This window comes from Bradyrhizobium genomosp. I (2014) (assembly GCF_000261685.1).
Classification (GTDB): Bacteria; Pseudomonadota; Alphaproteobacteria; order Rhizobiales; family Xanthobacteraceae; genus Bradyrhizobium.
The window spans coordinates 1-23,704 of record NZ_AJQE01000383.1 but is presented as its reverse complement, the minus strand read 5'-3'; the positions used below and the strand labels follow the sequence as shown (position 1 = coordinate 23,704).

22 protein-coding genes and 3 pseudogenes are annotated in these 23,704 nt (G+C 59.5%); 18 read left to right on the top strand and 7 right to left on the bottom strand.

The window, feature by feature from the left end:
- Positions 1 to 1,241 precede the first annotated feature (1,241 nt).
- The 3 genes and pseudogenes from IC50_RS44070 to IC50_RS33765 form a co-directional block, all read left to right on the top strand.
- A pseudogene (locus tag IC50_RS44070) lies at positions 1,242 to 1,388 on the top strand (M12 family metallopeptidase); the annotation flags it as partial.
- A 145-nt stretch (positions 1,389 to 1,533) separates the two neighbouring features.
- Positions 1,534 to 2,133: a S1 family peptidase gene (locus IC50_RS33770; protein WP_035715530.1), complete on the top strand. Its 600-nt coding sequence runs from the start codon at positions 1,534 to 1,536 to the stop codon at positions 2,131 to 2,133.
- Complete coding sequence (locus IC50_RS33765) at positions 2,130 to 2,912, top strand: hypothetical protein (protein ID WP_011084918.1); 783 nt, start codon at positions 2,130 to 2,132, stop codon at positions 2,910 to 2,912. The genes IC50_RS33770 and IC50_RS33765 overlap by 4 nt, the downstream gene beginning before the upstream one ends.
- 911 nt (positions 2,913 to 3,823) lie before the next feature.
- Here IC50_RS33765 and IC50_RS33760 read toward each other — a convergent pair.
- Positions 3,824 to 4,741 (bottom strand): TauD/TfdA dioxygenase family protein, encoded by a 918-nt coding sequence (locus IC50_RS33760; RefSeq protein WP_011084919.1) that lies wholly within the window; start codon positions 4,739 to 4,741, stop codon positions 3,824 to 3,826.
- A gap of 862 nt (positions 4,742 to 5,603) precedes the next feature.
- On the opposite strand from IC50_RS33760, the gene IC50_RS33755 reads away from it, so the two are divergent.
- Complete coding sequence (locus IC50_RS33755; RefSeq protein ID WP_011084921.1) at positions 5,604 to 5,888, top strand: hypothetical protein; 285 nt, start codon at positions 5,604 to 5,606, stop codon at positions 5,886 to 5,888.
- A gap of 235 nt (positions 5,889 to 6,123) precedes the next feature.
- Here the strand turns inward: IC50_RS33755 and IC50_RS33750 are convergent, their stop codons facing one another.
- Entirely contained in the window at positions 6,124 to 6,558 is a 435-nt protein-coding gene (locus IC50_RS33750) for a hypothetical protein (protein ID WP_223153694.1), read from the bottom strand.
- A 25-nt stretch (positions 6,559 to 6,583) separates the two neighbouring features.
- On the opposite strand from IC50_RS33750, the gene IC50_RS42150 reads away from it, so the two are divergent.
- Positions 6,584 to 6,802, top strand: a complete 219-nt coding sequence (locus IC50_RS42150; RefSeq protein WP_162131538.1) for a hypothetical protein — start codon at positions 6,584 to 6,586, stop codon at positions 6,800 to 6,802.
- A 47-nt stretch (positions 6,803 to 6,849) separates the two neighbouring features.
- Positions 6,850 to 7,809 (top strand): annotated as a pseudogene (locus IC50_RS39585) (type IV secretory system conjugative DNA transfer family protein); the annotation flags it as partial.
- Here the strand turns inward: IC50_RS39585 and IC50_RS42145 are convergent.
- The gene (locus tag IC50_RS42145) at positions 7,797 to 8,000 is read right to left on the bottom strand and encodes a hypothetical protein (RefSeq protein WP_014497739.1); all 204 of its coding nucleotides are present in this window, start codon (positions 7,998 to 8,000) and stop codon (positions 7,797 to 7,799) included. The pseudogene IC50_RS39585 and the gene IC50_RS42145 sit on opposite strands and share 13 nt — an antisense overlap.
- Before the next feature lie 352 nt (positions 8,001 to 8,352).
- Here IC50_RS42145 and IC50_RS33730 point away from each other — a divergent pair, with 352 nt between their 5' ends.
- From IC50_RS33730 to IC50_RS41700, 7 genes are all read left to right on the top strand, one after another.
- Positions 8,353 to 9,672: a lysine N(6)-hydroxylase/L-ornithine N(5)-oxygenase family protein gene (locus IC50_RS33730; RefSeq protein WP_244429703.1), complete on the top strand. Its 1,320-nt coding sequence runs from the start codon at positions 8,353 to 8,355 to the stop codon at positions 9,670 to 9,672.
- Positions 9,669 to 10,973 (top strand): MFS transporter, encoded by a 1,305-nt coding sequence (locus tag IC50_RS33725; RefSeq protein WP_014497737.1) that lies wholly within the window; start codon positions 9,669 to 9,671, stop codon positions 10,971 to 10,973. Before IC50_RS33730 ends, IC50_RS33725 begins: the two co-directional genes overlap by 4 nt.
- Positions 10,939 to 11,718 carry a phytanoyl-CoA dioxygenase family protein gene (locus IC50_RS33720; RefSeq protein WP_011084927.1) on the top strand — a complete coding sequence of 260 codons (780 nt, stop codon included), beginning with the start codon at positions 10,939 to 10,941 and terminating at the stop codon, positions 11,716 to 11,718. Before IC50_RS33725 ends, IC50_RS33720 begins: the two co-directional genes overlap by 35 nt.
- Positions 11,719 to 11,742: 24 nt before the next feature.
- Positions 11,743 to 12,072 (top strand): cupin domain-containing protein, encoded by a 330-nt coding sequence (locus IC50_RS33715; RefSeq protein WP_011084928.1) that lies wholly within the window; start codon positions 11,743 to 11,745, stop codon positions 12,070 to 12,072.
- A gap of 1 nt (position 12,073) precedes the next feature.
- Entirely contained in the window at positions 12,074 to 13,651 is a 1,578-nt protein-coding gene (locus IC50_RS33710; RefSeq protein WP_011084929.1) for a class I tRNA ligase family protein, read from the top strand.
- 19 nt (positions 13,652 to 13,670) lie between these two features.
- Entirely contained in the window at positions 13,671 to 14,804 is a 1,134-nt protein-coding gene (locus IC50_RS33705; RefSeq protein WP_011084930.1) for an aminotransferase-like domain-containing protein, read from the top strand.
- Between the two features lie 406 nt (positions 14,805 to 15,210).
- Entirely contained in the window at positions 15,211 to 15,378 is a 168-nt protein-coding gene (locus tag IC50_RS41700; RefSeq protein ID WP_155256178.1) for a hypothetical protein, read from the top strand.
- Between the two features lie 354 nt (positions 15,379 to 15,732).
- On the opposite strand, the gene IC50_RS33700 is transcribed toward IC50_RS41700, so the two are convergent.
- The 3 genes from IC50_RS33700 to tnpA form a co-directional block, all read right to left on the bottom strand.
- A complete protein-coding gene (locus IC50_RS33700; RefSeq protein ID WP_014497735.1) occupies positions 15,733 to 16,353 on the bottom strand; it encodes a tyrosine-type recombinase/integrase in 621 nt (206 codons plus the stop codon).
- On the bottom strand, positions 16,353 to 17,573 hold the full coding sequence (locus IC50_RS33695; protein WP_014497734.1) for a tyrosine-type recombinase/integrase: 1,221 nt from the start codon (positions 17,571 to 17,573) through the stop codon (positions 16,353 to 16,355). The genes IC50_RS33700 and IC50_RS33695 overlap by 1 nt, the downstream gene beginning before the upstream one ends.
- A gap of 210 nt (positions 17,574 to 17,783) precedes the next feature.
- On the bottom strand, positions 17,784 to 18,155 hold the full coding sequence (gene tnpA / locus IC50_RS33690; protein WP_157158178.1) for an IS66-like element accessory protein TnpA: 372 nt from the start codon (positions 18,153 to 18,155) through the stop codon (positions 17,784 to 17,786).
- Positions 18,156 to 18,595: 440 nt separating this feature from the next.
- Between tnpA and IC50_RS33685 the strand changes: the two genes are divergently transcribed.
- Complete coding sequence (locus tag IC50_RS33685; protein WP_035715528.1) at positions 18,596 to 19,411, top strand: YopT-type cysteine protease domain-containing protein; 816 nt, start codon at positions 18,596 to 18,598, stop codon at positions 19,409 to 19,411.
- A gap of 590 nt (positions 19,412 to 20,001) precedes the next feature.
- Here IC50_RS33685 and IC50_RS33675 read toward each other — a convergent pair.
- Entirely contained in the window at positions 20,002 to 20,439 is a 438-nt protein-coding gene (locus tag IC50_RS33675) for a hypothetical protein (RefSeq protein WP_244429702.1), read from the bottom strand.
- Positions 20,440 to 20,661: 222 nt separating this feature from the next.
- Between IC50_RS33675 and IC50_RS33670 the strand changes: the two genes are divergently transcribed.
- The 4 genes and pseudogenes from IC50_RS33670 to IC50_RS33655 all read left to right on the top strand — a co-directional run.
- Positions 20,662 to 20,967: a cytochrome P450 gene (locus IC50_RS33670; RefSeq protein ID WP_011084937.1), complete on the top strand. Its 306-nt coding sequence runs from the start codon at positions 20,662 to 20,664 to the stop codon at positions 20,965 to 20,967.
- A gap of 16 nt (positions 20,968 to 20,983) precedes the next feature.
- Complete coding sequence (locus tag IC50_RS33665; protein WP_011084938.1) at positions 20,984 to 22,189, top strand: cytochrome P450; 1,206 nt, start codon at positions 20,984 to 20,986, stop codon at positions 22,187 to 22,189.
- Positions 22,190 to 22,283: 94 nt separating this feature from the next.
- A complete protein-coding gene (locus IC50_RS33660; RefSeq protein ID WP_028144009.1) occupies positions 22,284 to 23,573 on the top strand; it encodes a cytochrome P450 in 1,290 nt (429 codons plus the stop codon).
- Position 23,574: 1 nt separating this feature from the next.
- Positions 23,575 to 23,704 (top strand): annotated as a pseudogene (locus IC50_RS33655) (ferredoxin); the annotation flags it as partial.

The following is a 23,704-nucleotide window of genomic DNA, read 5'->3' as shown; positions in this document are numbered from 1 at the left end:
CCTGTCCAAATTTGTGGAGCCGGCTCTTTGATTCTATTCCTCGCTCGTTCCTGCAAGGCTGTCGGGCTGTCAAGCGTCGAACCGGCCTGATCATGGACAGCCCAAAGCTTGGCAAAACGGAGTTTGCGCCTCTCAAAGAGACAGGTTTCGAGGACGAGTGTTCGATCTAGTGTCGCCGCGTCCATACGAACGCGAATGGATGCCCCAAAGGTGTTCGCCAAAATCGTAATTCGGATGTCGAGCCTGGTACAATCTGAGGTGACGTTGCCTGCTCTTATCCCCCGTTTAGCAAAGGATTGCGGCGCATATGGGCGAGTTCATGCTGGATCTCGACGCCGCTTCAGCTTCACGGCCCTGCATCCGCTAGCCTGTCGGCCTAAGCAGCCGGACCCGAGCCATGATCGGTCGGTAAGCTGCTCGGTCGAAAGTCCGATCTAAAAACGCGAAAGGCGATTGCCGACAGCGATAGCGGGACTTCCGGCGAGCTTGCGCTCAGTATCGTACCTCGCCCGCAGCTCTTGACTGATGCCCATTATTGCGTGAACGAGAGGCATCAAAATTTGGGAATGGCAGCTGAGAATGATGGATGTGGTTGCTGAGGCGAACGCCTCGGAGTTACCGCGCATTTTGCACAAATCCTCCCGGCGCTCGTCTTGGATTCTCGTCCTCTTGGTCTTCTTTGGTTTGTGTGCCGCGGCAGCCTATGTTTGGACTAACATGGAGACAATTTTGGCGAGGTCGCAAGTGCTTGGGCCCGCGCCGATGCATGGCTTGTCACCTGAGGTTAGGAAAGCTCTGCTGGAGGTTCGATTTGGTCCGTCATCCGCTTCAAATCGGCTTGCTGCGCACCGATATTGCGATTGAGTTCTGCGATTACATCGCTCGCCCGTTGTTGCTCGGATCGCAGTCTCTTCTCCGCCTGCAGCCCAATCAGCTTCGAAGCTGGCGAAAAGAGCGGTCCAGCCCTCTAAGCCAGAAGGGCCAATTTCCGTTGGCGGCGCGCCGCTGATCCCTGAGCCAGGATCTGGCCAGCATTGACGGAAGCGCTTGGGGGATCTCCGCCTCAACCAATTCCGCCTGAAGCTTGTCGGCTGTGCGTCTGATCCCGGTCTGCCCGCGTCCACGCACTGCCAGCAACCCATACTGGGGGTCCAAAGGTTGGTTTTGGTGCCAGTGTACAGGAGGGTGGAGTATCTCGACCGCAAGCCGTCAGGCATGACTCTCAATTTCAGCTTCAATCATTGGAGCAAAGGCTCCGAGATCGGCGCGAGTTCTGCATTCGCGTTGTCGCTGTCCACGAATTCGGACATGCCCTCGGTTTTACGCATGAACAGAACCGCGACGATGCGCCGGAGGCGTGCCGTAACGAAAAAGCTTCCGGCTCGGTCGGCGATTATAAGGTCACCCAATACGATCTCGATTCAATAATGAACTATTGTAATCCAGCATGGAACGGAAAGGACAACTCAGCCCACTCGATATCGCCGCCGTCAGGAAATTCTATCCCTCCCGACACTCGGTCTCTTACTATCCATGGGCGCGCCCGCGCTGGCCGATCGCGCGGCGGTGCAGATTGCTGCGCGCTACAATGTCAGGACGGTTCACGTCCAGTACGTTGGCGTGATGTACAACGACAAGCAGGAAGTCGGCGGCGGCTCCGGGCTGCTCATCGGCGACAGCCTCGTGCTGACCAACAGCCATGTGATCGGACGCGAGGAGAACTACAAGAGCTTCGACGTCAATGCCCGCCTCGGGTCGCGCAATGCGAATCCCATCAAGGTCACTGCGGTTCATCGCGACGATGCCAGGGACCTGGCTCTTCTGGAGCTGTCGCAGTCCGCCGGCAATAGCCGTGGCGCCTCTCGTTGCCCGATGCCTGTGATCAACGACAACCAGCAGGCCCCGATGGGGACACAGCTCTATTTGCTAGGTTATCCTCTCGATCTGGATCTGAGCATTTCGAGCGGTCTGATCAGCAGCCAGACGAGCCCGAACGGCCGACGGCAGACCGACACAATCATGAATGTCGGCAACAGCGGCGGACCTGCATTCAACGAGTTCGGCGTGGCGGCATCGTCAAGTGGAACGAGGCGCAGGTTTCCGGTGTCAACTTCATCATTCCAGCGACCGTGATCACCGCAAGCCCGCTCTACAGCATGATCGCAGCCCTACCACAACCCTCTGTCTGCTGGACGAAATGGGTTGACACGACGATCTTCTTTGAGAACTGGAGCAAGCTGAACTCCACGCATGTGCAGACCCAAGCCAACGCTGGGGTGAAGATCCCCGAAATTCTTGCCGGAGCGATCCACACGATACTGCCCGAAGACCGCCGCCTTATCGTGAACGTGCCGGTATCACAGCTTGACGAACCGAAGCAGATCGAGCGCTCCTATACGGTGGATAAAACCAAGGACGACCACCCCGTCGTCTTTGCAGAGCATACTGCAGACTATGCCGAGACGTTCCCTGCAGAGCCCGGCTATCGCATTGCAGGGTGCACGTGGCACGTCGAGACCGGAAACGGCGCCAGCAATATCGCTTGTGCGGTCAACGATACCGGCGCGCAGGCTCGCTTCACCTACAAGCTCACGAGCGGACCTGCCGTCGACAGATACCGCGGATGGCTCGGCGCCACTGTCAACGTTTCCCAGATCCTTGCGACGCAGGTGCCGATCGATGGTCATGCTTTCCTTACCGGCCTGCGCTTCCAACGGGCTGCATCGGCTCGGCCCCGCTTTCCGGCAGGTTCAGGCGATACTCGTTGTCCTCTTCTGCGCGCTTGCGGCCGGTTGCGCCCACCAGGGTCCTGCTTCGCAGCCGGCGAAGCCGCATATCCACAAAGCACCACAGAAACATGTGAGCGCGTTCAGGGGATATGGCTATCGCTACGACCCCGGCTATTACCATGATTTTCGGCGCTATCATGGTTATCGGACGTGGCGGCCCACCGCCGGCGAGGCGAGCGAGGAGGCACCTCCCGACAAGAGCACTACCGGGTCCGACGTTGTGGTCAACAAGTCAGTCTTATTGATCGAGGAACCGCAATTCACGCTTAACACTGCACGCCATTTGCGGACCGCCATAAGACGCGAGGCGGCCACTGTGGTGCTTGTAGAGGTGGATGACCTCATCTTCGATAAATTGAGCCGCCTCTCTCAGATACGGTCGTAACGGGCAATAACCAGCTAGACGTTCCTCCGACCGAGCCGAGGGAAGCAGGCGCGTCTGCGCCAGAACTCTTCCGAGACGATGGGTGGTCACTGGGCGCTGAGACCTTGGGCTGCGGCTTTGAGGATGCGCGGGAAAGTGCGCCAGCCGCGTTCATGAGGAGGAACCGATCGGTGTAAGAGTAAACTGTTGCGGATGGCGAGACGGTAGATCCCTCACGCATGCTGGTGCAGGCAGATCCATATTGCATCCCAACTTCCTTAGCGTTGTAAGGCACGATAAAGCGCGGTGCTAACCAGCTATAATGTCGCGGCCATTACCCCAAGAAAGGACAGATCGTATGGGATTGCTCAAAAACGTACGAGCGGAGCATTCCTGGAAAGGCCCCCGGCCATGTGGCGCCGATCGAGACTCAGCATCTGCCGACGAGAACACTCCCCGGCCGCTCTAATGATTATTGTACCGCTACGAGCAGCTGCTGAACCTCTTGCGGCCTGTGAAGAACAGTTGTTGCTTTTCAAGTTGAGAGGCGCCGCATCGGGTTCATATTTTGACTGCGACGGGAACCTAGCTGCCGAATATTGCAGAGAGCGATTGAGCGCACAACCGCAGAGTTTCCATTGTGCGTGTCGTAGTCAATGTTGTCGCTTATCTAGACAGCTTGGTGGTCGCCCGTTATGCGCGTTACGCTACTCCGACCATCGATGCTGACTGGCACCTCACCGGCGACGGTTGCGCGATGAACGAGGCGATGTTGGTCGCCGTAGTCATTCACTGCATAATGTTGTGTAGCGCGATTGTCCCAGATCGCTACATCACCATCCCTCCAACTCCAACGCACAGTGTTTTCGAGCGCAGTGATATGAGACTGAAACAAATCGAACAGCTTCTGGCCATCGTATTTCGGCAGGCCAACGAAGTTTTGCACCAGAGCGCCGAGCACGAGCGTGCGTTCGCCAGTCTCCGGGTGCACGCGCACAACGGGATGCTCAGTCCGATAGATTGTTTTAGTGAAGACTTCGTCCAAGTGCTTCTTGTCGAGCTCGCTGACGCGGGCAAGTATTGCGTAGTCAAAGGCATTACTGTGAACGGCCCATAGCCTGTCTGCAAGCCCTTGGAGCGGCGGCGCTAGGTCGAGGTAGGCCGAGGCGGTGTTTGACCAGACCGTATCGCCACCGAAAGGTGGCATCACAATGCCTCGCAGCACGGCGATCTTAGGGTAGGCATCGACGAAGGTTCCATCAGTGTGCCAGAGATCCGCCCGGCTACCTGCACGGGTGGAATCAAGCTCGATGATCGACGCTGTTCCCTTGATCGCACCGAGCGTTGGATGAGGTGTCAACTCTCCGAAACGAATGGCAAAGCTCTCCTGCTCCGCATCATCGAGGTGGAGCTGGCCGCGAAAGAAGATGACCTTGTGCTCCAAAAGCAGCCCATTGATCGAGGCAATCGTCTGCTCCGGTAAATCGCCTGACAGTTTGACATTTCGGATTTCTGCGCCGATGCGCACTGCGCGTTTAATGACATCGGCGCGAGGAATGACATTGTCCGACAAGATCATTGCAGTCATGGTCCCATCTTGCGTAGCCCCTAGGCCACACTATCCGCTCGACCAGGCAGACCAGCGCGAGCGGCGACCGCTAGCTGGATCCGTCATCATCTATGGGTAGCGAGTGGCTCCCGTTTGAACTCACGCGACTTCGAAAAGGTTACCGCAGCATCCGCTTCATCGAATATTGAACAAATCCCTAGTTCGATCAATTGCTAGCAGTGGTAGTTGACCGCGGCGAAAGCGTTGTATTTCGCTGAGCGTTTGCTCTTGCGTCCGCTGCCCGATGAATAGGAATCTGTTCGAATGCACGGTCACTGACACCGAAGCGATAAGAGGTCCCCTAAGAGCTGCCCGTTCCTCGCCGCAAAACGTCGATAGAACGGCAGCGTCCGGAGAACGCCGGCCGAGGTTCGGGCCATTGACGGGGGCGGTCTTCGCAGCCGCGGCGTTCGATGCCTTCGCCGGTATGAGGGAACATCTGCGCGCCACAGCACGCCTCCTTCGCTTCGACCGGGTTGTTTGTACGCTTGAAGACGAGGCCTGTGTAGCAGACGCCATCCCGGATGTCGGCAAGAGACCACGGCTTCTCGCCCGCTTTGTAATAGACACCAGTCGTGAGATTCCACGCGACGGTGCGTCATCCTGCATCTTGCGGGAAAGCTCGCCCTTGCTGTTGAGGTATTCGCGCGGGGCAATGGCGGTCTGCGCACGAGCTGGGTGATCGCCTCGCAGCCAAGTAGCCTGGCCCTGAGCTGGTTGTGGAAATGGTTTTCGAGCAAGTGCTTCTCCGCGGCCACATTGGCGTCGTCGAAGAAGACGCCTTGGCGCTGTACCGCTATTTGGAGAAGAAGCCTATATCGCCCTGCGGTGCCAGGATCTGATGTTCGGTAATCCATCCGAGTATCTGGCGAAGACGGCGGAAGTGCTTTCGATCCAGCTCAAGCCCGATCTTGTCGCGACCGACGTTGAAATGAAGGCTTCGCGTGAGTTTCTGATCCACAACGGCGGCCTGATCAATCAGCTCTACCTCGACGAGGCCGGCCGCAAGCTCGGGGCAAAATCAATGAAGAACTCGATATCTACGAAGATTTTTCGCAGACGTAGTCAGGAGCGCCAAAATGTTATCCGGCGCTATCCAAGAGAGACCGAGCAGAAATATCGATGAAGACCCAACTCACAGAGTGTCGCCGGATCGGTAGTGTTCTTTCCGTACGCGGACAATGTGACCTAGCTTACTCGCGATATTGATTGTGAGCGTCCAAACCCCTCGGACAGTAGGGCGTAAGCCGTCCTTCAGTCCGCTGCTGCCGCATCGACGGCGACCAGTCATGTGCCGAGGGAACCGATCTAACTGTCGAGTTTCCCAAGATAGCGCGCCGCGCCGAGGCGCATCATCGTCATCAGCGTTGGCTGATCGCATGGCGATCGTGAGGCATCGTTGGAAGGGGAGAGCGGCTCCCAGCGCGCCAACGGGCCGCGCCGGATCGACAATTCGCTTCCCGCATGCGAGCGAAGGCGGTCTCCCGCGTCATGGTGGCGATCTCCGCGGGGGTCAGGCCGAACATCTCCTCGGGCGGCGTCGCCCAGGTCTGCGCACGGATCGGCGAGGGCATGCCCATCCGGGCAAGGAAGCCGTCGAACTTGCGAAGGTCCATGTCTGTCTGCCTTTGAAGTTCGCGCGCCGACATGCGCGAGGCGCCGTCATTCGCAAAGGTTAACATGTGCACGCCGATGACATCGCCATCCCGCGTGAAGCCGCTCGCCCAGATGAAGAAACTGGCGCAGAGGCAGGTAAAGCCGTCGGGGTCCGCGAGGCCGTCGCCTTCCGGGCGCACCTTGTCCTGCGTGGCTTGCTTAAAGATGCAATGGGGCTGGCTCGCGTTGCTTGTCGCGGAAGGGGGCACGCACTTCGCTCCGCAAGATCCGGATCTGCTCGCCGATATCATCACCGGCGTCGCCGATACCGCCCGACGAAGAGCTCGTCACGACCTGGAGGAGATATCCCGATCGAACATAGGGCGTTACCGGCGCGCGGAAGCGCTGCCCATCATGCTGCCCTACTTCATCGCAGAAATTTGACGTAGAAAAGCTCGCGCTGGGGATCCGCAATCGCGTGCATCGTTAGATATCTTCGCCATGATGGGCGGGAGTATGTCCTGTTCTTCGTTCCCACGAGATCGGGCAAGGGTGTCGGCCTCGTTATCCCTTCGCTCCCGACCTGGCCGGGCTCGGCGATCGTTCGTCAAGGACGAGAACTGACAGCTCACCGCTGGCTTCCGTAGCCAGCGCGGTCGCGTCCTTCTCTTCGATCCGACCAATGCAAAATCGTCGGCCTATAACCCGTTGCTCGAGGTCCGCCGCGGCGAGTGGGAGGTGCGCGACGTCCAGAACATCGCCGACATCCTGGTCGACCAGGAGGGTAGCCTGGAGGAGCCGAACTACTGGGAGAAGACCAGCCACGCCCTCCTGGTTGGTGCCATCCTCCACGTCCTCTATCCCGAGGAAACAAAACCCACGCCGGCGTCGCAGCCTTCCTGTCCGATCCGAAGCGGCCGATCGAGACGACGTTCGCCGCGATGATGCGAACGGCGCATCTCAGCGAAGGCGGCGTCCATCCCGTCGTCGCTTCCGCTGCCCGCCAGCTGCTGAACAAATGCGGTAACGAACGCTGGGCGTCCTGAGTATCGCGATGTCGTTCCTGGGCCTCCACCGAGACCCCGTCGTGACGGAGGTGACACGGCGCCGCGACTGGCGGATTATCGACATCGTCGGCGGGGATCGGCCAACCACGCTTTACCTTGTCGTGCCGCCCTCGGACATCAACCGCACCAAGCCACTCATCCGTCTGATTCTCAATCAGCTCGGCCGCCGCTTGACGGAAGATCTGCAGGCCAAGGCCGGCCGACGCCGCTTTCTCCTGATGCTTGACGAATTCCCGGCGCTCGGCGGCTCGATTTCTTCCAGTCCGCGCTGGCGTTCATGGCCGGCTACGGCATCAAGAGTTTCCTGATCGCTCAGTCGCTGGACCAGATCGAGAAGGCATATGGGCCCAACACTCGATCCTCGACAACTGTCACGTCCGAATCGGGATACCGCGCTTGACATGCCGGTAGCGCATAATTTCGAAACGGCGGAACAACCCGACATCATGCTCGGAGGTAATGGTCTCAAAAATGCGAAGCATCTCTTGCGGGGCGGCCGCCGGCGTCTCGCCTTTTTGGAGCAACGCAGGTGCATACTGAAGGTTCATCAAGACGACGTCGGCGTAGACGAGCACTCACGGTGTTGGTTTTCAGCCATGGATCCGCGCGCTCCGAATTCCGCATGTGTATGTCCGATTGCCGCCGCAATGTCGTAAATCCGACAAGAGCTGCCGGGGCGATTCCGCACGAAATGCCGTAGGTGGGCATGTTCTTCTCGTCCAACAAGGCGCAGTCGAGATTTTGTGGGTGGCACGGCGGTTGCTATTGAGCAGACGGACCACTGCCGCGGCTACAGGCCAAGCCGCTGCCCCATCCCAAGTCACACAAACGTGCTTCAGTAATCAATCGACGTACCCAGACCCGGACAGAATTTACGCGAGCGCCAACGACAAGAACTTACACGAGTTCAAGGAGGCTTCTGTGGAAATGCTGGATGTCATCGGAATTGGGATCGGCCCATTTAACCTTAGTCTTGCAGCGCTTATTGAACCTACTCCGCTCCGCGCACTTTTCCTGGAGAAGCGAGACGCACTTGTCTGGCATCCGGGCCTTGCGCTGCCGAACAGCCGCCTACAGGTGTCGCCGCTTAAGGATTGCGTGACCCTGGTCGATCCTACTAGTCCATATTCATTCCTCAACTATTTGGCGCTGCATGGTCGGCTCTACAGCTTTGTCAACAAGCGCAATGCTTCAACATCGCGGCAGGAGTTTATTGAGTACTACCGGTGGGTCGCAGGGCGACTCAAGACGCTGCGCTTTTCCGAGGTCGTCAATGATGTTATTCCCTTTAGGGACGGCTACCGCATCAGCACGAATACAACCACATACTTAGCGCGCGCTGTTGTTGTTGGTGTTGGCGTAGAGCCCAAAATCCCCGCCTGTGCCAGATCTTTGCTATGTGGCACTCTCTACCATGCAGCTGACTATCTCGAGCGGCCGCTACCGCAAGCAGCCGAGCATGTGCTCGTTGTGGGAGGCGGTCAGAGTGGCGCTGAGATTACCGAGGACATTCTTACTCGTTCTGTATCCACCCAGATCACGTGGTCAACGTCGCGTTCGAACTTTTTTGCCATCGACGACAACAGCTTCGTGAATGAAGCTTATACGCCCGCGTATAGCCGTCGCTTTCACGCTCTACCGCTTCAGCAACGCCGCGATATAGTCGAGGGCGAGATGCTTACGAGCGATGGCATTTCCGTCGACTTGTGCAACCGCTTATATGAAATGCTGTACGAACGCAGCGTGGATGGCACGCTGACCGACCGTTTTCGTGTGTTGCCCAGCGTAGTCGTGAAAGGCATCACCTCCCACAAAATGGGTTGGCGAGTAGATCTAAATGAGATCGCAACGCAGCGAAATAGCTGCATTCTAGTCGATCGTATAGTGCTTGCTACTGGTTTCCAGCCGCGTACGCCGCCCTTCTTGGAGGCCCTGCTCGAGGGAGCATGTATGGAAGATGGCCTGCCAGTACTTGGCCCGGACTATGCAGTCCGCTTCGGTCGGCCCGTGCCAGGACCAATATATCTACAAAATCAAAGCCGCGTGCAGCACGGATTGCAGAGCGCCAATCTATCTTTGGTCGCGTACCGTAACAGCCAAATTATCAATAGCCTCCTCGGCCGACCGTTTTATTTGAATACATCCGGTAGGCAGATGATTCAGGTTTACGCAACTTCGGACGCGTCTGAACGAGACGCCGGTGTGGTGGCGATGCGATCGACCCGACAGGTATCGGGTGGCACATGAACGGCGGCTCGACCTCACCGCTGCGGGGCCGGATTGCGGATGGAACGGCCAACCCCGCCGATCAGCTTTCAGGCACGCTCGACTACCGCGCCTTTGTACCATTTTTGATTGCCTCCATTGTCATTGCAGCAGCTTACGGCACTAGCTTTCTATTGCCGGACTACATGCATGCGCTCGAAACGGATGGTCAAGCCGCTGGTCTTATCATTTCCAGCGGCATGGCTACCACTCTCGTTTCCTGTTGCTTGGCAGGGTGGCTGGCAAAGCGGATAGGCCTATTGCCCACGTTGACTGTCGCATCCTTGTTTATGGCGTTAGCCATGCTTGCCTTTGCCGGCGCTGCCCTCGATACGCGAGCTGCGTACGGTGGAGGCTTGCTGGTGGGCGCTGCCTGGTCAGTGTTCTTCATTTTGGCACCGCTGCAGATCATCCGCCATCTACGGCCCTCAGCACGTATTCAGTATTTGACGGTCTTATCCGGATCACAAATGGCTGGGCTCGGCCTGGCAGCTCCACTTGGTCACTTGCTCGCAAAATACACTGGTTCGCTGGCCACGATTTATGCGGTGCTTGCGATTGCGTGCGTGATCGCCGCCGCCTGCGTAGACCTTACAAGACGCGCGACGTCGAGGCTATCGGCACTGGCTATGCCAGATATCGCAATTACTCTGGCCGCGACTACGACACTCCTTCAGAAGTGCACAGCACTCCCCATCGCCATGATTGCGATTTCAGGCTGCGTGTTCGCGGGGCTGTCCACATATCAGAGCGCGTATTCCGCCTCACGTCACCTGAATTCCGATCTGTTCTTTCTCTTTTTCACTGCTACGAGCGTGATACTACGCTTCTCTGTCGCTCACCTCATGGGCAGCCTGCCGTTACGCCGACTGGCACTCACGCTCATCCTACTGACCGCTGCGTCTCTGGTGCTGTTCCTTTTCAACGGTGGCAGCACATCACTCTATATTGCGGCCTCTGTCCTCTTTGCCGCCGGCTATGGGTTAAGTTATTCAACCTTGAATACGATAGCCGTCAATCTCGCCGGTGAGCACGGCGTCTCCGTGCCCACTACATCGCAGATATTTACCCTCGCATACTTTCTCGGGCTCTTCGGCTTTCCTATGGTCGGAGGGCAGTTGGTCCGTGGATTCGGCCCTGACGTGATGTTGCTTAGCCTATTGAGCGCGACCGCTCTTAATGCGGTGCTAGCAACCCGCCTCGGCCAAAGCACATCTGATCCGTCTCATTTTAGGAAGGAGCTCACACATGCTGACCGAGGCGCAACAATCGAAATGGAATAAGGATGGATACCTTCGATTGGAGAAGTTCTTCGATCCAGCCAAGCGCGACAAGATTTCTCGTTACGTTGAGGAAGTTGCACGTTGGGATGTAAGCTCCGACAAGTGGATGTTGTGGTTCGAGAAGACGAGTGACAGCAGAAAAATTATTTCCAAGGCCGAGAACTTCTTAGACTACCATGCCCCTCTACGGGACGCGCTCCTGGCCGATGGCCGCATTCGTATAGCGGTCGAGACACTCTTGAATGAGAAGACACGGATGTTGAAGGAACTTCTGATCTTCAAGTATCCGGACAGCGGCGGGTACCGCCCTCATCAGGACATCTATCATGTCCCGCACAAGATACCCGAACGCATGGTGCACGCAATTGCATCCATCGCCGTGGACGACTCCGGCCCGGGCAACGGTGGGCTCTTCTTCACGCCAGCTCGCCATAAGGAAGGAATGTTTCCGATGGATGCGGGTGGCGTGATTCACCCGGAGATCGCCGAGGCCTTCGCATGGGAGCCGGTGCGATTGAAAGCTGGGGATGTTTTCATTTTTGACGATTATGCGCCCCATTACTCCTTGCCAAACAAGAGCGATCGGTCGCGTCGTGCGATTCACCTGGTGTTCCAGCGCGCATCCACTGAGGGGCCAACACGCACCGAATACAACCGCATGAAGCGTGCGTACAACCCACCAGAAGAAGCTGTGGCAGATCTTGAGAACCTAAAGCGTCCCAATGGCATATTCTATCGCAACTGATAGCCACGTCTGAGGAAGACCAACATGTACACGACGCGGCCCGATCATTCTCTGATGCGAACCGAATACGGCGCTCTGGTCTGGCGCCTCTTGGAGCATCTCCCGGAGGGTCTCAGCCCAGCATTTGGCGCATCAGTCGCGGAGCTCGCTCCAGGCGATGCGGTCGACCCGCACGATCATCAGGAGCACGAACTGTGGCTGCTGATCTCTGGTCGTGGAGAATTCGAAGTCGACGGTCAGGTCCGTAATGTTAGCGAAACGAGCTTGTGTTACATGGCGCCACATCAGAGGCATACTATCCGCAATATCAGCCAAGATAGCGCTCTCAAGTTTATCTCGATCTGGTGGGATTGACGTGCGCACTTATTTTATCTGTCCCGCGCCGCCTTGCCCTAACGGCAAGCTACATCTGGGTCACATCGGCGGCGTGTATTTGCCCGCTGATATTTTCGTCCGCTTTCAACGCATGGCCGGCCATCGGGCCTACTACATCACGGGCTCAGACGAGCACGGCACATATACGCTCGAAACGGCACGAAAGCTCGGCCGATCCTTTAGCGAGGTCGCAGAAGGATACGTTCACAAGATCTTAGAGTGTTTGCGCGCGGTGCAAATTACGCCCGATGTGTTCGTGCGCACGTCCAGCGCGATTCACAAGGGAAATGCTCTAGCGATATTCCGCGAGCTGCAGGCGGCCGGCTACGTCGACGTACGGCAGGGCGTCCAACTGTATTGCGAACATTGCGATGAGTTCGCTGCGGACTCGCTCGCAACTGGCCGTTGCCCGGCTTGCTCATCGCCTTGCGACAGCAACCTGTGTGAGAACTGCGGGCTGGCTCTTCAGCACGACACAATCCGTGACGCCCGGCACGTCACCTGCGGCTGCAATCTTGTGCTAAGACCCATCACGCAGGCCGTGTTCGACATGCCACGTCTCGCTCACTCACTGCACGAAGCCATTGGAGAAAGCGTATGGCCCGAGCCGATACGGGCCAAGGCGCGCGCTTGGCTACACCGGGAGGTGCGCGGCTTGCCGATGACCCGCCATTTCAGGCACGGCGTGGAAGTAAAACAGCCTGACTCTCTGATCGGCCAAACGCTGCTTACATGGTTTGAGGGCCTCTGGTGCTTCGACACCGGAATTCGCGAGCAATGCGCCCGCGCCGGTCTGGACGCAAACGCGGCGTTGCACGACCAGAACACCGAGATTCTTTTCTTCATGGGGCAGGATAATCGTTTCTATTACACGCTAGGTGTGGCCGGCGCTCTGCTCGCGCGCGGCTACCCAATTCCCAAAAATCACTCAGTCCAGGATTTCTACAAGCTGAAAGGCGAAAAGTTTTCCACCAGTCGTGATCATGCTCTTTGGGGCGATGAAGTGGCGGGTGACGTGGGACCAAACGTACTCCGTTATGCGCTGGCGCGAGTGGCCAAGCCCTTTGGAACCGACGCAAACGATTTTAGTCTCGACGGACTCGTCTCGGCAGCGTCACGCATTCGGGTCTGGGAAGATGCGTTACGGCGGTGTGCAGAAAGCGCACGTACAGTAGAGAGCACCGAACTCTCCCCGAATTTCCGCCGCTTCGCTGAAGATTACGCCGATGCGGTCACCGCACTGCGTTTCTGGGATGCGCTTGATATCATCGACAGGTGCTTCGAGCTAGCTGGCTTTGCACATGCAGACGATTGGACATGGAATGCTGCGCAGATCTCGCTGTTCCTGAGCCTCCTCTATCCCGTAGTACCTGAGCTAGCGATGGGCTACGGCCAGCATTACTTTGGCGGTGCGTGGCGGCCGTCCCTCGAGACTTCGGCCGTAGCAGCCCAGCCAAAGACGTCGGTCGACTTTCCCTGTTTCAGCACGCCGATACCTGCGAACTTTGCCGCGGAGTACAATAAGCGCTTTGGCAAAGAACAGATTTCGCAATCATGACGATCCGAATGACGAAGCCATGAATTCCCGCATCTCAAAACGCAGCGCTATCGCTCAAGGTTTCGCGCCGTTCAACTCCTCAAGTGCGAAGCATGGTATCAATTTCGGCTACGCCCTGGCTGACCCGGTCATGTTTGCAGAACTGCCGTGGCCAGTCGCGTTTGACGGAGGTACAGGTGTGGCTCTCGCCGATCTGCCGCAGTATACGGATGCGGCGGGTTTGCCCGAACTCCGTACAAAGCTCGCACTGAGGTACGGTGTGCGGCATGACCAAGTTATGCTTACGGGTGGAGCTTCACAGGCCTTACAACTGCTTGCCGATGGCTGGATTGACCCCGGTGACGTGGTCCTGATGGAGGACCCCTCCTACTTGGGTGCACTGCGTACGTTTTCGATCGCGGGTGCAACCGTGGTCCAGCTAGGTCTAGCCGCAGAGGGAGTCGATCTAAACGAAGTCGAGGCAATACTGCAGACCAATGCCCGGGTGAAGCTTTTCTACACGATGCCAGCATTTCATAATCCAACCGGTCGCCAGATGTCGCGCGACTATGTGGCCAAATTGGCGGCACTGCTAGCCCGCAGTGGCGCTCTCTTGGTGCAGGACCTTGTCTATGCTGAGTTACCCTACAACGGTCCAGCGCATTGGGTGGCGCCAGGCAATAACGTGATCAATGTCCATAGCATCTCAAAAGTTGCCGGACCGGGGCTACGGTTAGGTTGGGTGCTTGCGGAGTCGGACATCATCAACAGGCTTGCGCACCTCAAACGCGACGGCGGCGTAAGTCCGGTCCTAAGTAACATCGTTTTGGGGTTGTTGCAATCGAGCGCTCTTGACTCGCACATAACACGCTTGCGCGAGCACTACCGAGCGAAGCGAGACAGCGTACATAGCTTATTGCAGCGTAGCCGGATTTGCGACCTGGGATATAGCGTGCCAAGCGGGGGCTTCTCGTTCTGGGTGCGGCTTACCCCGGGTACGGATCCGGAGAGGTTTATTGAAGCTGCAAGCCGCTTGCACGGCGTGCACCTTGTAAATGGTCGCAACTATGGCCCAGGAAGTGGCCGTCACATGCGCCTGTGTTTCAGCTATCTTCCAATATCTCTCATTGAGCAGGGGCTGGAGCGCTTAAGTCACTTGCATGCTAACCTCTAGACGCGCGTGGTGTGTTTCAGCAGAGTTTTCCGATCTGGGACGGCGTCGCACGTCCAGCTCCTAGCGACGACACTTCTGAAGGGGGCGAGCTCGCGAGGACACAACAAGTCGCTGTCCTGCTTTGTTGCCGGCCGGCAAGGTCGCCTTGGTGCGCCCCTAACCGACCTGCCCGTCACTCGCCCGAAGCTGCGAAGAAATGTATGCGGGCATGGCCAAATACATCGCGAAGATGTGCGGATAGTCATAAGCCCGCCAGATATGCAGGCGGCCCTTTGGGCTGGGATCGCTGCTTTCCCTGTTCTGCTTCCAATCGGGTGTGCCGTAGAGGCCATAGGCGTAGCCTCCTATGTGGTACGTTTCAGCCCGCCCCAGACGAACGTATCTATATACCGATCCAGCGCCGCCTATGCTCGCGACACGCTGTGCAATTGCGCAGGCGATTTGCATCAACGAGAATGGCGACGACGCCGAGCAAGCACTTGCCTGTCTGATGCAAGCTGAAGACAAATTCGGCTTCGACATTCGCTTTCGCGCGCGCGTGCCAAGATCCACTGGCGCAGACGCGATCATGTAGCGGCGCTCCCGCTGCTGACTGCCGCTGCGGAAGCCGGCGGACAAGACGCAACCGAAGCCATATCGCCCGCGAGGCAGGCATAAACGCTGCGACGCTCGGCGACTGGGCGTCGGCGAAGCAGTGGTTCGAACGTGCTCAGGTCGAGGCGGCAAAGCTTGACAAGTTACCATCGGCGCGAGCCATGCCGATCGGGTTGCTCGCCGATACCGCGCATGCCGCCTATTGCGCAAGGCCGGCCCGACATCTCAATCGTCAAGATGCGCGACGCCCTCTCCGCCTTGATAGGCGTCGAAGCGGAGGGAAGCCGGCGGAAGCCTATTGCCGCCGTGTCGTGCCCCATGGCTTGCTTTGGCTCTATCGAGAAATCGCTGGGACCAAAGCGGGGGGCAGGAAGAAGTAGTCTAGCGACCGCCGGGTGACCAGATATCTGTCGAGCGCCAGCCGAGCTGTTGCGTGAAGTGGCAACAGCCGGCTCTTCTGGAACTTGGTCTGTCGGACGACGAGCCCATCGGCAGTTACATCGTCGATCTGCAGCGCCAATGCTTCTGCGATCCGCATGCCAGTAGCGGTGAGCAGGCCGAAGAGCGTTGCATACATGGTCGGTCTGATCGAGCCCGCTGGCCGGAGTGCCGCCGCAGCACGAAGCAATCGTGCGATCTCGTCCGCACTATAGATATACGGCGGTCGCCTCTTGACGACAGCGTGGCCGAGTGCATCCGCCGCCGGAACCTGATGGCGCGGATTCTCGGCGTGCATCGCCAGCGCGAACCGCCGCACGGTAAGCAACCGGTTGCGGCGCTGCTCCGGTGACGGCGCACGTGCGGCCCATGCCAGGACCCGGGCACTTCTGATGTGCCGGTCGCCGCACTCCTCGGCGAAGCTGACGTAGCCCCTCAGCAGGATTTGCTGGACACGGAACTTGAACCCCAGCGACTGCTGCTGGTCCACATATTTGGCAAGATATCGACTCAGCATCACGCATCTCCCGGCCAGGGCTGCGCGATCTGCAGCAGCATCGTCACGTCGACTTTGGCGTAGTGTGCGGTCATGTCCGGTGAGCGGTGGCGCAGTACGGCGCCAACCGTGTCGAGCGTCGCGCCGCCCCGGAGCATGGCCGTCGCGGCCGAATGCCGAAGCAGGTTGGCCCCATTCGACGGAACGGGGATACCGGCCTTTCGTATTGCACTACGCACAACATCAGAGACTGCGCTCGAACCTGTCAGCGGCCGGATTGGTGCATTCGACATGAAGAAGATTCGAACATCGGCGACGTGCGGCCGGGCCTGATCCAGATAAGCGAGCAAGGCATCCCCGGCGTCTTGCGGCAATGGTAATCTCGTCTCCCGCCGCCCCTTGCCACGAACCGACAGTGTCGCCTGTTGCCAATCAACATCGGTGAGACGAAGAGAGAGAATGTCGCCGGCCCGCAAGCCCAGTCGTGCCAACAGCAGCAGGATCGCCCGATCACGCACGCCAGTCGCCGTGGTCTGATCGCACGTTGCAATCAACGTCTCGACATCCGACGAGCGGATGTATCGCGGCAGCGACGACAGTCGCCACTGCGGAATGATTGGCACAGCCTGATCGAGTCCAGCTCGGCACAACCCCCGTGCGCTGAGGAACCGCAAATATCCTCTCAGCGCCATCGTCATCGTCTTCACATAGGCCAGCGAGACCCGCTTCGTCTCTGCAATGATCACGTCGCGAATGAGCTGAGCATTCCAACTTCGCGGCCTGATGCCAAGCGCCGGGAGCAGCCGCATGACCATGCGACCGTGCCGATCTATTGTCAGCTCTGTGACGCAGTCCTGGAACTCGACCACCCGGCGGTGGGGCGTCGGTAATGCGGGCTTCGGCTTGCGCTGGACGATTCCGCGCTCGCCGAGAAACTCGATGAACCGGCGTACCCGCCTCACGTACTTCGCGGACACGCTCCTCTCGCGACGGATGCCGGGGCATCGACAGCGATGCCGAGCGAACCGATCGGCGACGCCATCATCGATATCAGCGACTGCGATCTTGGCCAGCGTCAGCCATTGCGCGAGGTGACGGGCTGCAGCGTCATAGCCGCTCACCGTCAAGCTCTTATGCCCCAACACCGTCAGGTGTCGTGTGAACTCCGTCACCAGCGGGTCGAGATCGCCTGCGTCCATGCAGCGCAGCCCGTGGCAGTGATCCTCACTCGACTTGGCCATTCCTTGTCTCCCTTTCGTTGCCATCAAGGCAGGAAGAAAGGCCTCAGATTATGCTGAGTGAGAAAGAGGGCAGCAGGAACTAAACTGTTGATAACGAAGCGGGTCTCGGATTGAACGGCCGCACACTCCGCATAATCGTGGGCTCCGCATAATTACGAAAGTCGACCGGCCGCGTCGCGACAATGATCTTCACGCCCGCCGAAGCCGCGATCATGTCGTCGCCCTCACGGCCCGCAGCACATCGCGCAGCCAGGCCGGATCGACCCCCGCCGCTGCGCGAACTACCGCATCGCCAATCTCGATGCTGATCGTTATCCCGTTCCGCGTTGCCGCTTCCACGCACATCCCAGCGGGGCGAAGCTCCGACACCACCGGAACGAAGAGCGGTGCATCCTCCGCCGGCAAGCTCAGCAGACCGGCACGCGCGGCCTTGCGCCAAGCAAACAGGTGTTGCGGTGAGAGGTCGTGCCGGCGCGCCACCTCGGACACAACTGTGCCCGGCGCATATGACTCCGCCACGATCCGCCCCTTGACCACGGCGCTCCACCGCCGCCGACGCCCCGCTCCGACCTGGATATCCACCCGGCCCCGTGGCTCTGAAGCGTCAACTATATGGTCAACCATATATGCGAACCTTACTGTATATGACGGCTCGCATGTTGCCGATCAGCTCACGCCAAACAAGGTGTGGGAGACACACCGCTTACGCAGCAACACCGAACCGCTCGAGACAATCCGCGAGCATCCTGTCATTGCTCTCGATTTCGGGTTCGTGGGCGCTCGATGCCGCGCGAGCATCGCAGCGATAGCCTGTCGGTGGCGTTCCGGAATCTGAGGATCTGACACAGCACTACGCCGAGGCGTATCCGACGTTGTCAGAAGTCCGACAAAGGAACGCTTTCTTAGCTGTACAACTGCTGTCCGTCAGCTCGCCATCAGCTTGTCCGGGTATCCTCGCCGCAGGGCCTGAGCAGCCCGAATTGATGCGAAGAGACTAGCGTAGCACAGAGAGGTGAATCGTCATGTATGATCGAATCGGTGGCTCATCTACACGCACTAGCCAAACTGACGAACCGAGCCAGTCGGTGGATAGCGGCAGCTTTACAGAAACACTTGCAGATCTCGCGCCCCAGTGGAGCTCACGATCGGGGGAGTTGCCTGACAAGATGGGGGCCTGCTGCAGCAAGCCAGATACCTTGGATGCAAACGTTCAAACCTCTAGCGCCTCCGAACCCAGTACATCCTCTCCAGAGAGTCCGGCCACCTCCTTGTTCGAATACAGAACGGCCGACCTGCGTGATGCGAATGTGGACGGCATCTGCGTCGGGCTGACTGCGGAGTGGTTCCGCAATCTTAGCAACAGCCCATCAACCCGAATGAGTGCGCTCGCACCCGGATCGCAAACGCACGCCTCAGCGGCTGAACGGCAGCAGCAATATCAACGTCTTAAGGATCAGTTGCGAAGCAGGGGAGCAGGATCTTCTCAGGCCGACCTTCAGGCACAAAATACCATTTTGGAGGAAGCAGGCTTGGAACCGGCTGGAGAAGAGAAGAGATTCGCATTCGGCAAGTCTTCGAACGTCAAGTCCATGGTGAACGAAATCAACGAAGACGGATCGAACCATTTACTCAGCTTGTATTTCGCTGAAGGCGGCGCCCACACAGTGGCGACGTCGGCCTCGAATGGAACGACCACGCTTTTCGACCCTAACTATGGAGAATTTACTGTTCGATCAGATCCTGACCAGATGGCTTCATTGTTACAAAGCCTCGCCAATCGTTACAGGAATCCCAACGGGCAGCATTTGTCGACAATCACGACGCAAAGGATGCAGTGAGTTGGGCCTTCAGGCCGCGGTGATTGACGCCTTCTGTGAAGGCGCGGATGCGTCGGCCGGCGCTTGCGTTCGGTCGCGGCGGGGGCAAATCTGCAGCGGATAGCCGGCTGCGTGCCGGCTTGCGAGTGTGCCGACATCGAAAGCGGGGGTGTCGGCACCCCGCTATCCATGACGGCCGGCACAAATTGCAATTCTGTTTCACAATGGCCGCCTGCGGTTTGCTCAACTGACGTCGCCAAGAAACAATTGCTGCGGCGACAATCCATGCCGTCCGCTATCGAATCACGCGCTTGATCCAGACCGACTGTGCGCAGAATATGAATTTCCACGACATCAGCTTTCGTTTGAAGCACGCTAAGCCGACGCATTGATATTGGTCCAGCTGTGACTCTTACAAGCAGCTTCATCCTGAAAAGCCAAAGTCTTGATTGACAAGGCACCTTATCTTCGAACGGTGAAAGCGTCGGAGTTTTCCACATTGCCAGGGTGCCCCTGCAGGACCTGAGGGGCGCGACTCCAGCGATTGCGCCGCTGCGGGCGGCGCCACAGAATGCACCCCGGCGCTGGTCGCTAATCTAATGCGCCCTACGCTAAAGGCCAGAACCGAGAGGCATCTCCGTAGCTACTTTTGGAAGCGTTTGTTCAGGAAGTGCGTCGCTCCCATGCGAGCCTTCACGTGCCGAACGGATGCTCGACTGTCTCGCGAGCTGGCGCATCGCCTCTGGGTTTGCATCAAGGCGCTGCTGCACGGCATCGAGCAGATGCTCATGCTTGCGTGCTTCCAGAGTGCCTATCTTGTCCTTCAACTTCGCTGCCGGCACCCCCTCAAGCATAGCTTGAATCGCCTTATCTAGCTCGCGCTCAGTCCACTCCCGGCATCGTGACGCTGCGACCGCGCCCCGTCCCCGAGCTTCCGCATCTTCGGTAGCCAGAGCCACGAAGGCGGCGAGGTCTTGCCCTCCGGACAGGCTGACGCGATCGCGTTCGATGACGCCGGCGTCATCGGAGTGGTTTCCGGCGAACCACACCTGCTGCAGCCAATCCGCTTGAAATTTCGCGCAAGGGCTGCCCCGCACATTCAGCGCGAGAGCAGGCCTTTGTCGGGCACTTACTGCGCCCGTTGTCGGCATTGAGACTGAATGCCAGAAACCTGACACTACGCGCAGCTATGTAGTGCCTGCTGAGCCTGCGAATTCACTTCGGCACGCGATTTGCTCTGTTCACGGTGTGGGACCGGTCCGGAGGCTATAATGGCGGACACATCGGGGGCACGGTCGAACCTCCTTCACCAATCCGTACGGTCGATCTATGGCGATGCCGACAGGTTCGATGTCACCCGGCGGCACAACCCGCACCTGTCGTTCGGCCAGGGGCCGCATTTCTGCCTGGGCGCGGCGCTGGCGCGTCTGGAATTGGGCTGCGCCTTCCCCGCGCTGTTCGTGCGGCTGGAGCATCTGGCGCTGACCATCGCCGCGGAGGACGTCGTCTACATGCCGTCTTACGTCATTCGCTGCCCGCAGCGCCTGCCGGTCACCTTCCGCCCTTCCATCGCTTAGAGAGTGAAGTGCCACCATGTCCGAACAACAACCCTTGCCGACGCTGCCGATGTGGCGCGTCGATCACATCGAGCCCTCGCCCGAGATGTTGGCGCTACGCGCCAACGGTCCGATCCACCGCGTGCGCTTCCCCTCCGGGCACGAAGGCTGGTGGGTGACAGGCTATGACGAGGCCAAGGCGGTGCTGTCCGACGCGGCGTTCCGGCCCGCGGGAATGCCGCCGGCGGCATTCACCCCGGATTCGGTGATTCTCGGTTCGCCGGGGTGGCTGGTCTCGCACGAGGGGCGCGAGCATGCCCGGCTACGCGCGATCGTGGCGCCGGCCTTCAGTGACCGCAGGGTGAAGCTGCTCGTGCAGCAGGTCGAAGCGATCGCCGCGCACTTGTTCGAGACGCTGGCGGCCCAGCCCCAGCCCGCCGACCTGCGGCGCCACCTCTCCTTTCCGCTTCCGGCCATGGTCATCAGCGCGCTGATGGGCGTGCTCTACGAGGATCACGCCTTTTTCGCCGGGCTGTCCGATGAGGTGATGACGCACCAGCATGAAAGCGGCCCGCGCAGCGCGTCCCGCCTGGCCTGGGAAGAACTGCGCGCCTACATTCGCGGCAAGATGCGCGACAAGCGCCAGGATCCGGACGACAACCTGCTGACGGATCTGCTCGCTGCGGTCGACCAGGGCAAGGCGAGCGAGGAAGAGGCGGTTGGCCTGGCGGCGGGCATGCTGGTGGCGGGGCACGAGAGCACCGTCGCGCAGATCGAATTCGGCCTGCTAGCCATGTTCCGCCATCCGCAACAGCGCGAACGCCTGGTCGGCGATCCGTCCCTGGTCGACAAGGCGGTAGAGGAAATCCTGCGCATGTACCCGCCGGGCGCGGGCTGGGATGGCATCATGCGCTATCCGAGGACCGACGTGACCATCGCGGGCGAGCATATTCCCGCGGAGAGCAAGGTGCTGGTCGGCCTCCCGGCAACGTCGTTCGATCCGCACCATTTCGACGACCCGGAAATCTTCGATATCGAACGCCAGGAAAAGCCGCACCTGGCTTTTTCCTACGGGCCGCACGCGTGCATCGGCGTGGCGCTGGCCAGGCTGGAGCTCAAGGTGGTGTTCGGTTCGATCTTCCAGCGCCTTCCCGCGCTGCGCCTGGCCGTGGCGCCGGAACAACTGAAGTTGCGCAAGGAGATCATCACGGGCGGGTTCGAGCAGTTCCCGGTGCTCTGGTGATGTCGCGGACGCCACGGGCGATCTCGATCTTCTCCGGAATCTGCCGCGCGCCTGTCGCGCGCCGGTCAGATCAGCCCGCCAACAGGTAACCAGGATGGACGTGCAAGAAACCACGGCAGCATGCCGGGACGCCTTCGCCGAACTGGCGTCGCCAGCGTGCATCCACGACCCGTATCCGTTCATGCGATGGTTGCGCGAGCACGATCCGGTGCATCGCGCGGCGTCGGGCCTCTTTTTGTTGAGCCGCCACGCCGACATCTACTGGGCGTTCAAGGCCACGGGCGATGCGTTTCGGGGTCCGGCGCCCGGCGAACTGGCGCGCTATTTCTCGCGTGCGGCGACCAGCCCGTCGCTCAATCTGTTGGCGTCCACGCTAGCGATGAAGGACCCACCGACGCATACGCGTCTGCGCCGGCTGATCTCGCGCGATTTCACCATGGGCCAGATCGACAACCTGCGGCCGAGCATCGCGCGCATCGTCGCAGCGCGCCTGGACGGCATAACGCCCGCGCTGGAGCGCGGGGAGGCGGTAGACCTGCATCGGGAATTCGCGCTGGCCTTGCCCATGCTGGTTTTCGCCGAACTGTTCGGCATGCCCCAAGACGACATGTTCGAGCTCGCTGCCGGCATCGGCACCATTCTGGAAGGCCTGGGCCCGCACGCCAGCGATTCCCAGCTCGCCGCGGCGGACGCGGCCAGCGCCAGGGTGCAGGCCTACTTCGGCGACCTCATACAGCGCAAGCGCACCGATCCCCGCCGCGACATCGTGTCGATGCTGGTCGGCGCACATGACGACGATGCCGACACACTGTCGGATGCGGAGTTGATCAGCATGCTGTGGGGCATGCTGCTGGGCGGCTTCGTCACCACTGCTGCGAGCATCGACCATGCCGTCCTGGCGATGCTGGCGTATCCCGAACAGCGGCACTGGCTGCAGGCAGACGCCGCGCGGGTGAGGGCATTCGTCGAAGAAGTCCTGCGCTGCGACGCGCCCGCCATGTTCAGCTCCATCCCGCGTATCGCCCAGCGCGACATCGAACTGGGCGGCGTGGTGATTCCGAAGAACGCGGACGTGCGCGTGCTGATCGCGTCCGGCAATCGCGACCCGGACGCCTTCGCCGATCCCGATCGCTTCGATCCCGCGCGGTTCTACGGCACCAGTCCAGGCATGTCGACCGACGGGAAGATCATGCTGAGCTTCGGCCACGGCATTCACTTCTGCCTCGGTGCGCAACTGGCCCGGGTGCAGTTGGCCGAGAGCCTGCCGCGGATCCAGGCCCGCTTCCCCACGCTGGCATTTGCCGGGCAGCCGACCCGGGAGCCCTCGGCATTCCTTCGGACGTTCCGCACGCTGCCGGTGCGGCTGCATGCGCAGGGGAGCTGAGATGCGCGTCATGGTCGACCAGGATCTGTGCGGAACCAGCGGGCAGTGCGTGCTGACGCTGCCGGGCACCTTTCGCCAGCGCGAACCGGACGGCGTGGCCGAAGTGTGCGTGGCGACGGTCCCGCATGCGC

Coding starts and splice junctions, on each gene's coding strand:
- IC50_RS33770 (WP_035715530.1), top strand. CDS start 1,534: ATGGGCGCGCCCGCGCTGGCCGATCGCGCGGCGGTGCAGATTGCTGCG.
- IC50_RS33760 (WP_011084919.1), bottom strand. CDS start 4,741: ATGACTGCAATGATCTTGTCGGACAATGTCATTCCTCGCGCCGATGTC.
- IC50_RS33755 (WP_011084921.1), top strand. CDS start 5,604: ATGTTCGGTAATCCATCCGAGTATCTGGCGAAGACGGCGGAAGTGCTT.
- IC50_RS42150 (WP_162131538.1), top strand. CDS start 6,584: ATGCAATGGGGCTGGCTCGCGTTGCTTGTCGCGGAAGGGGGCACGCAC.
- IC50_RS33730 (WP_244429703.1), top strand. CDS start 8,353: ATGCTGGATGTCATCGGAATTGGGATCGGCCCATTTAACCTTAGTCTT.
- IC50_RS33725 (WP_014497737.1), top strand. CDS start 9,669: ATGAACGGCGGCTCGACCTCACCGCTGCGGGGCCGGATTGCGGATGGA.
- IC50_RS33720 (WP_011084927.1), top strand. CDS start 10,939: ATGCTGACCGAGGCGCAACAATCGAAATGGAATAAGGATGGATACCTT.
- IC50_RS33715 (WP_011084928.1), top strand. CDS start 11,743: ATGTACACGACGCGGCCCGATCATTCTCTGATGCGAACCGAATACGGC.
- IC50_RS33705 (WP_011084930.1), top strand. CDS start 13,671: ATGAATTCCCGCATCTCAAAACGCAGCGCTATCGCTCAAGGTTTCGCG.
- IC50_RS41700 (WP_155256178.1), top strand. CDS start 15,211: ATGCTCGCGACACGCTGTGCAATTGCGCAGGCGATTTGCATCAACGAG.
- IC50_RS33700 (WP_014497735.1), bottom strand. CDS start 16,353: ATGCTGAGTCGATATCTTGCCAAATATGTGGACCAGCAGCAGTCGCTG.
- IC50_RS33695 (WP_014497734.1), bottom strand. CDS start 17,573: ATGGCCAAGTCGAGTGAGGATCACTGCCACGGGCTGCGCTGCATGGAC.
- IC50_RS33685 (WP_035715528.1), top strand. CDS start 18,596: ATGTATGATCGAATCGGTGGCTCATCTACACGCACTAGCCAAACTGAC.
- IC50_RS33670 (WP_011084937.1), top strand. CDS start 20,662: ATGGCGGACACATCGGGGGCACGGTCGAACCTCCTTCACCAATCCGTA.
- IC50_RS33665 (WP_011084938.1), top strand. CDS start 20,984: ATGTCCGAACAACAACCCTTGCCGACGCTGCCGATGTGGCGCGTCGAT.
- IC50_RS33660 (WP_028144009.1), top strand. CDS start 22,284: ATGGACGTGCAAGAAACCACGGCAGCATGCCGGGACGCCTTCGCCGAA.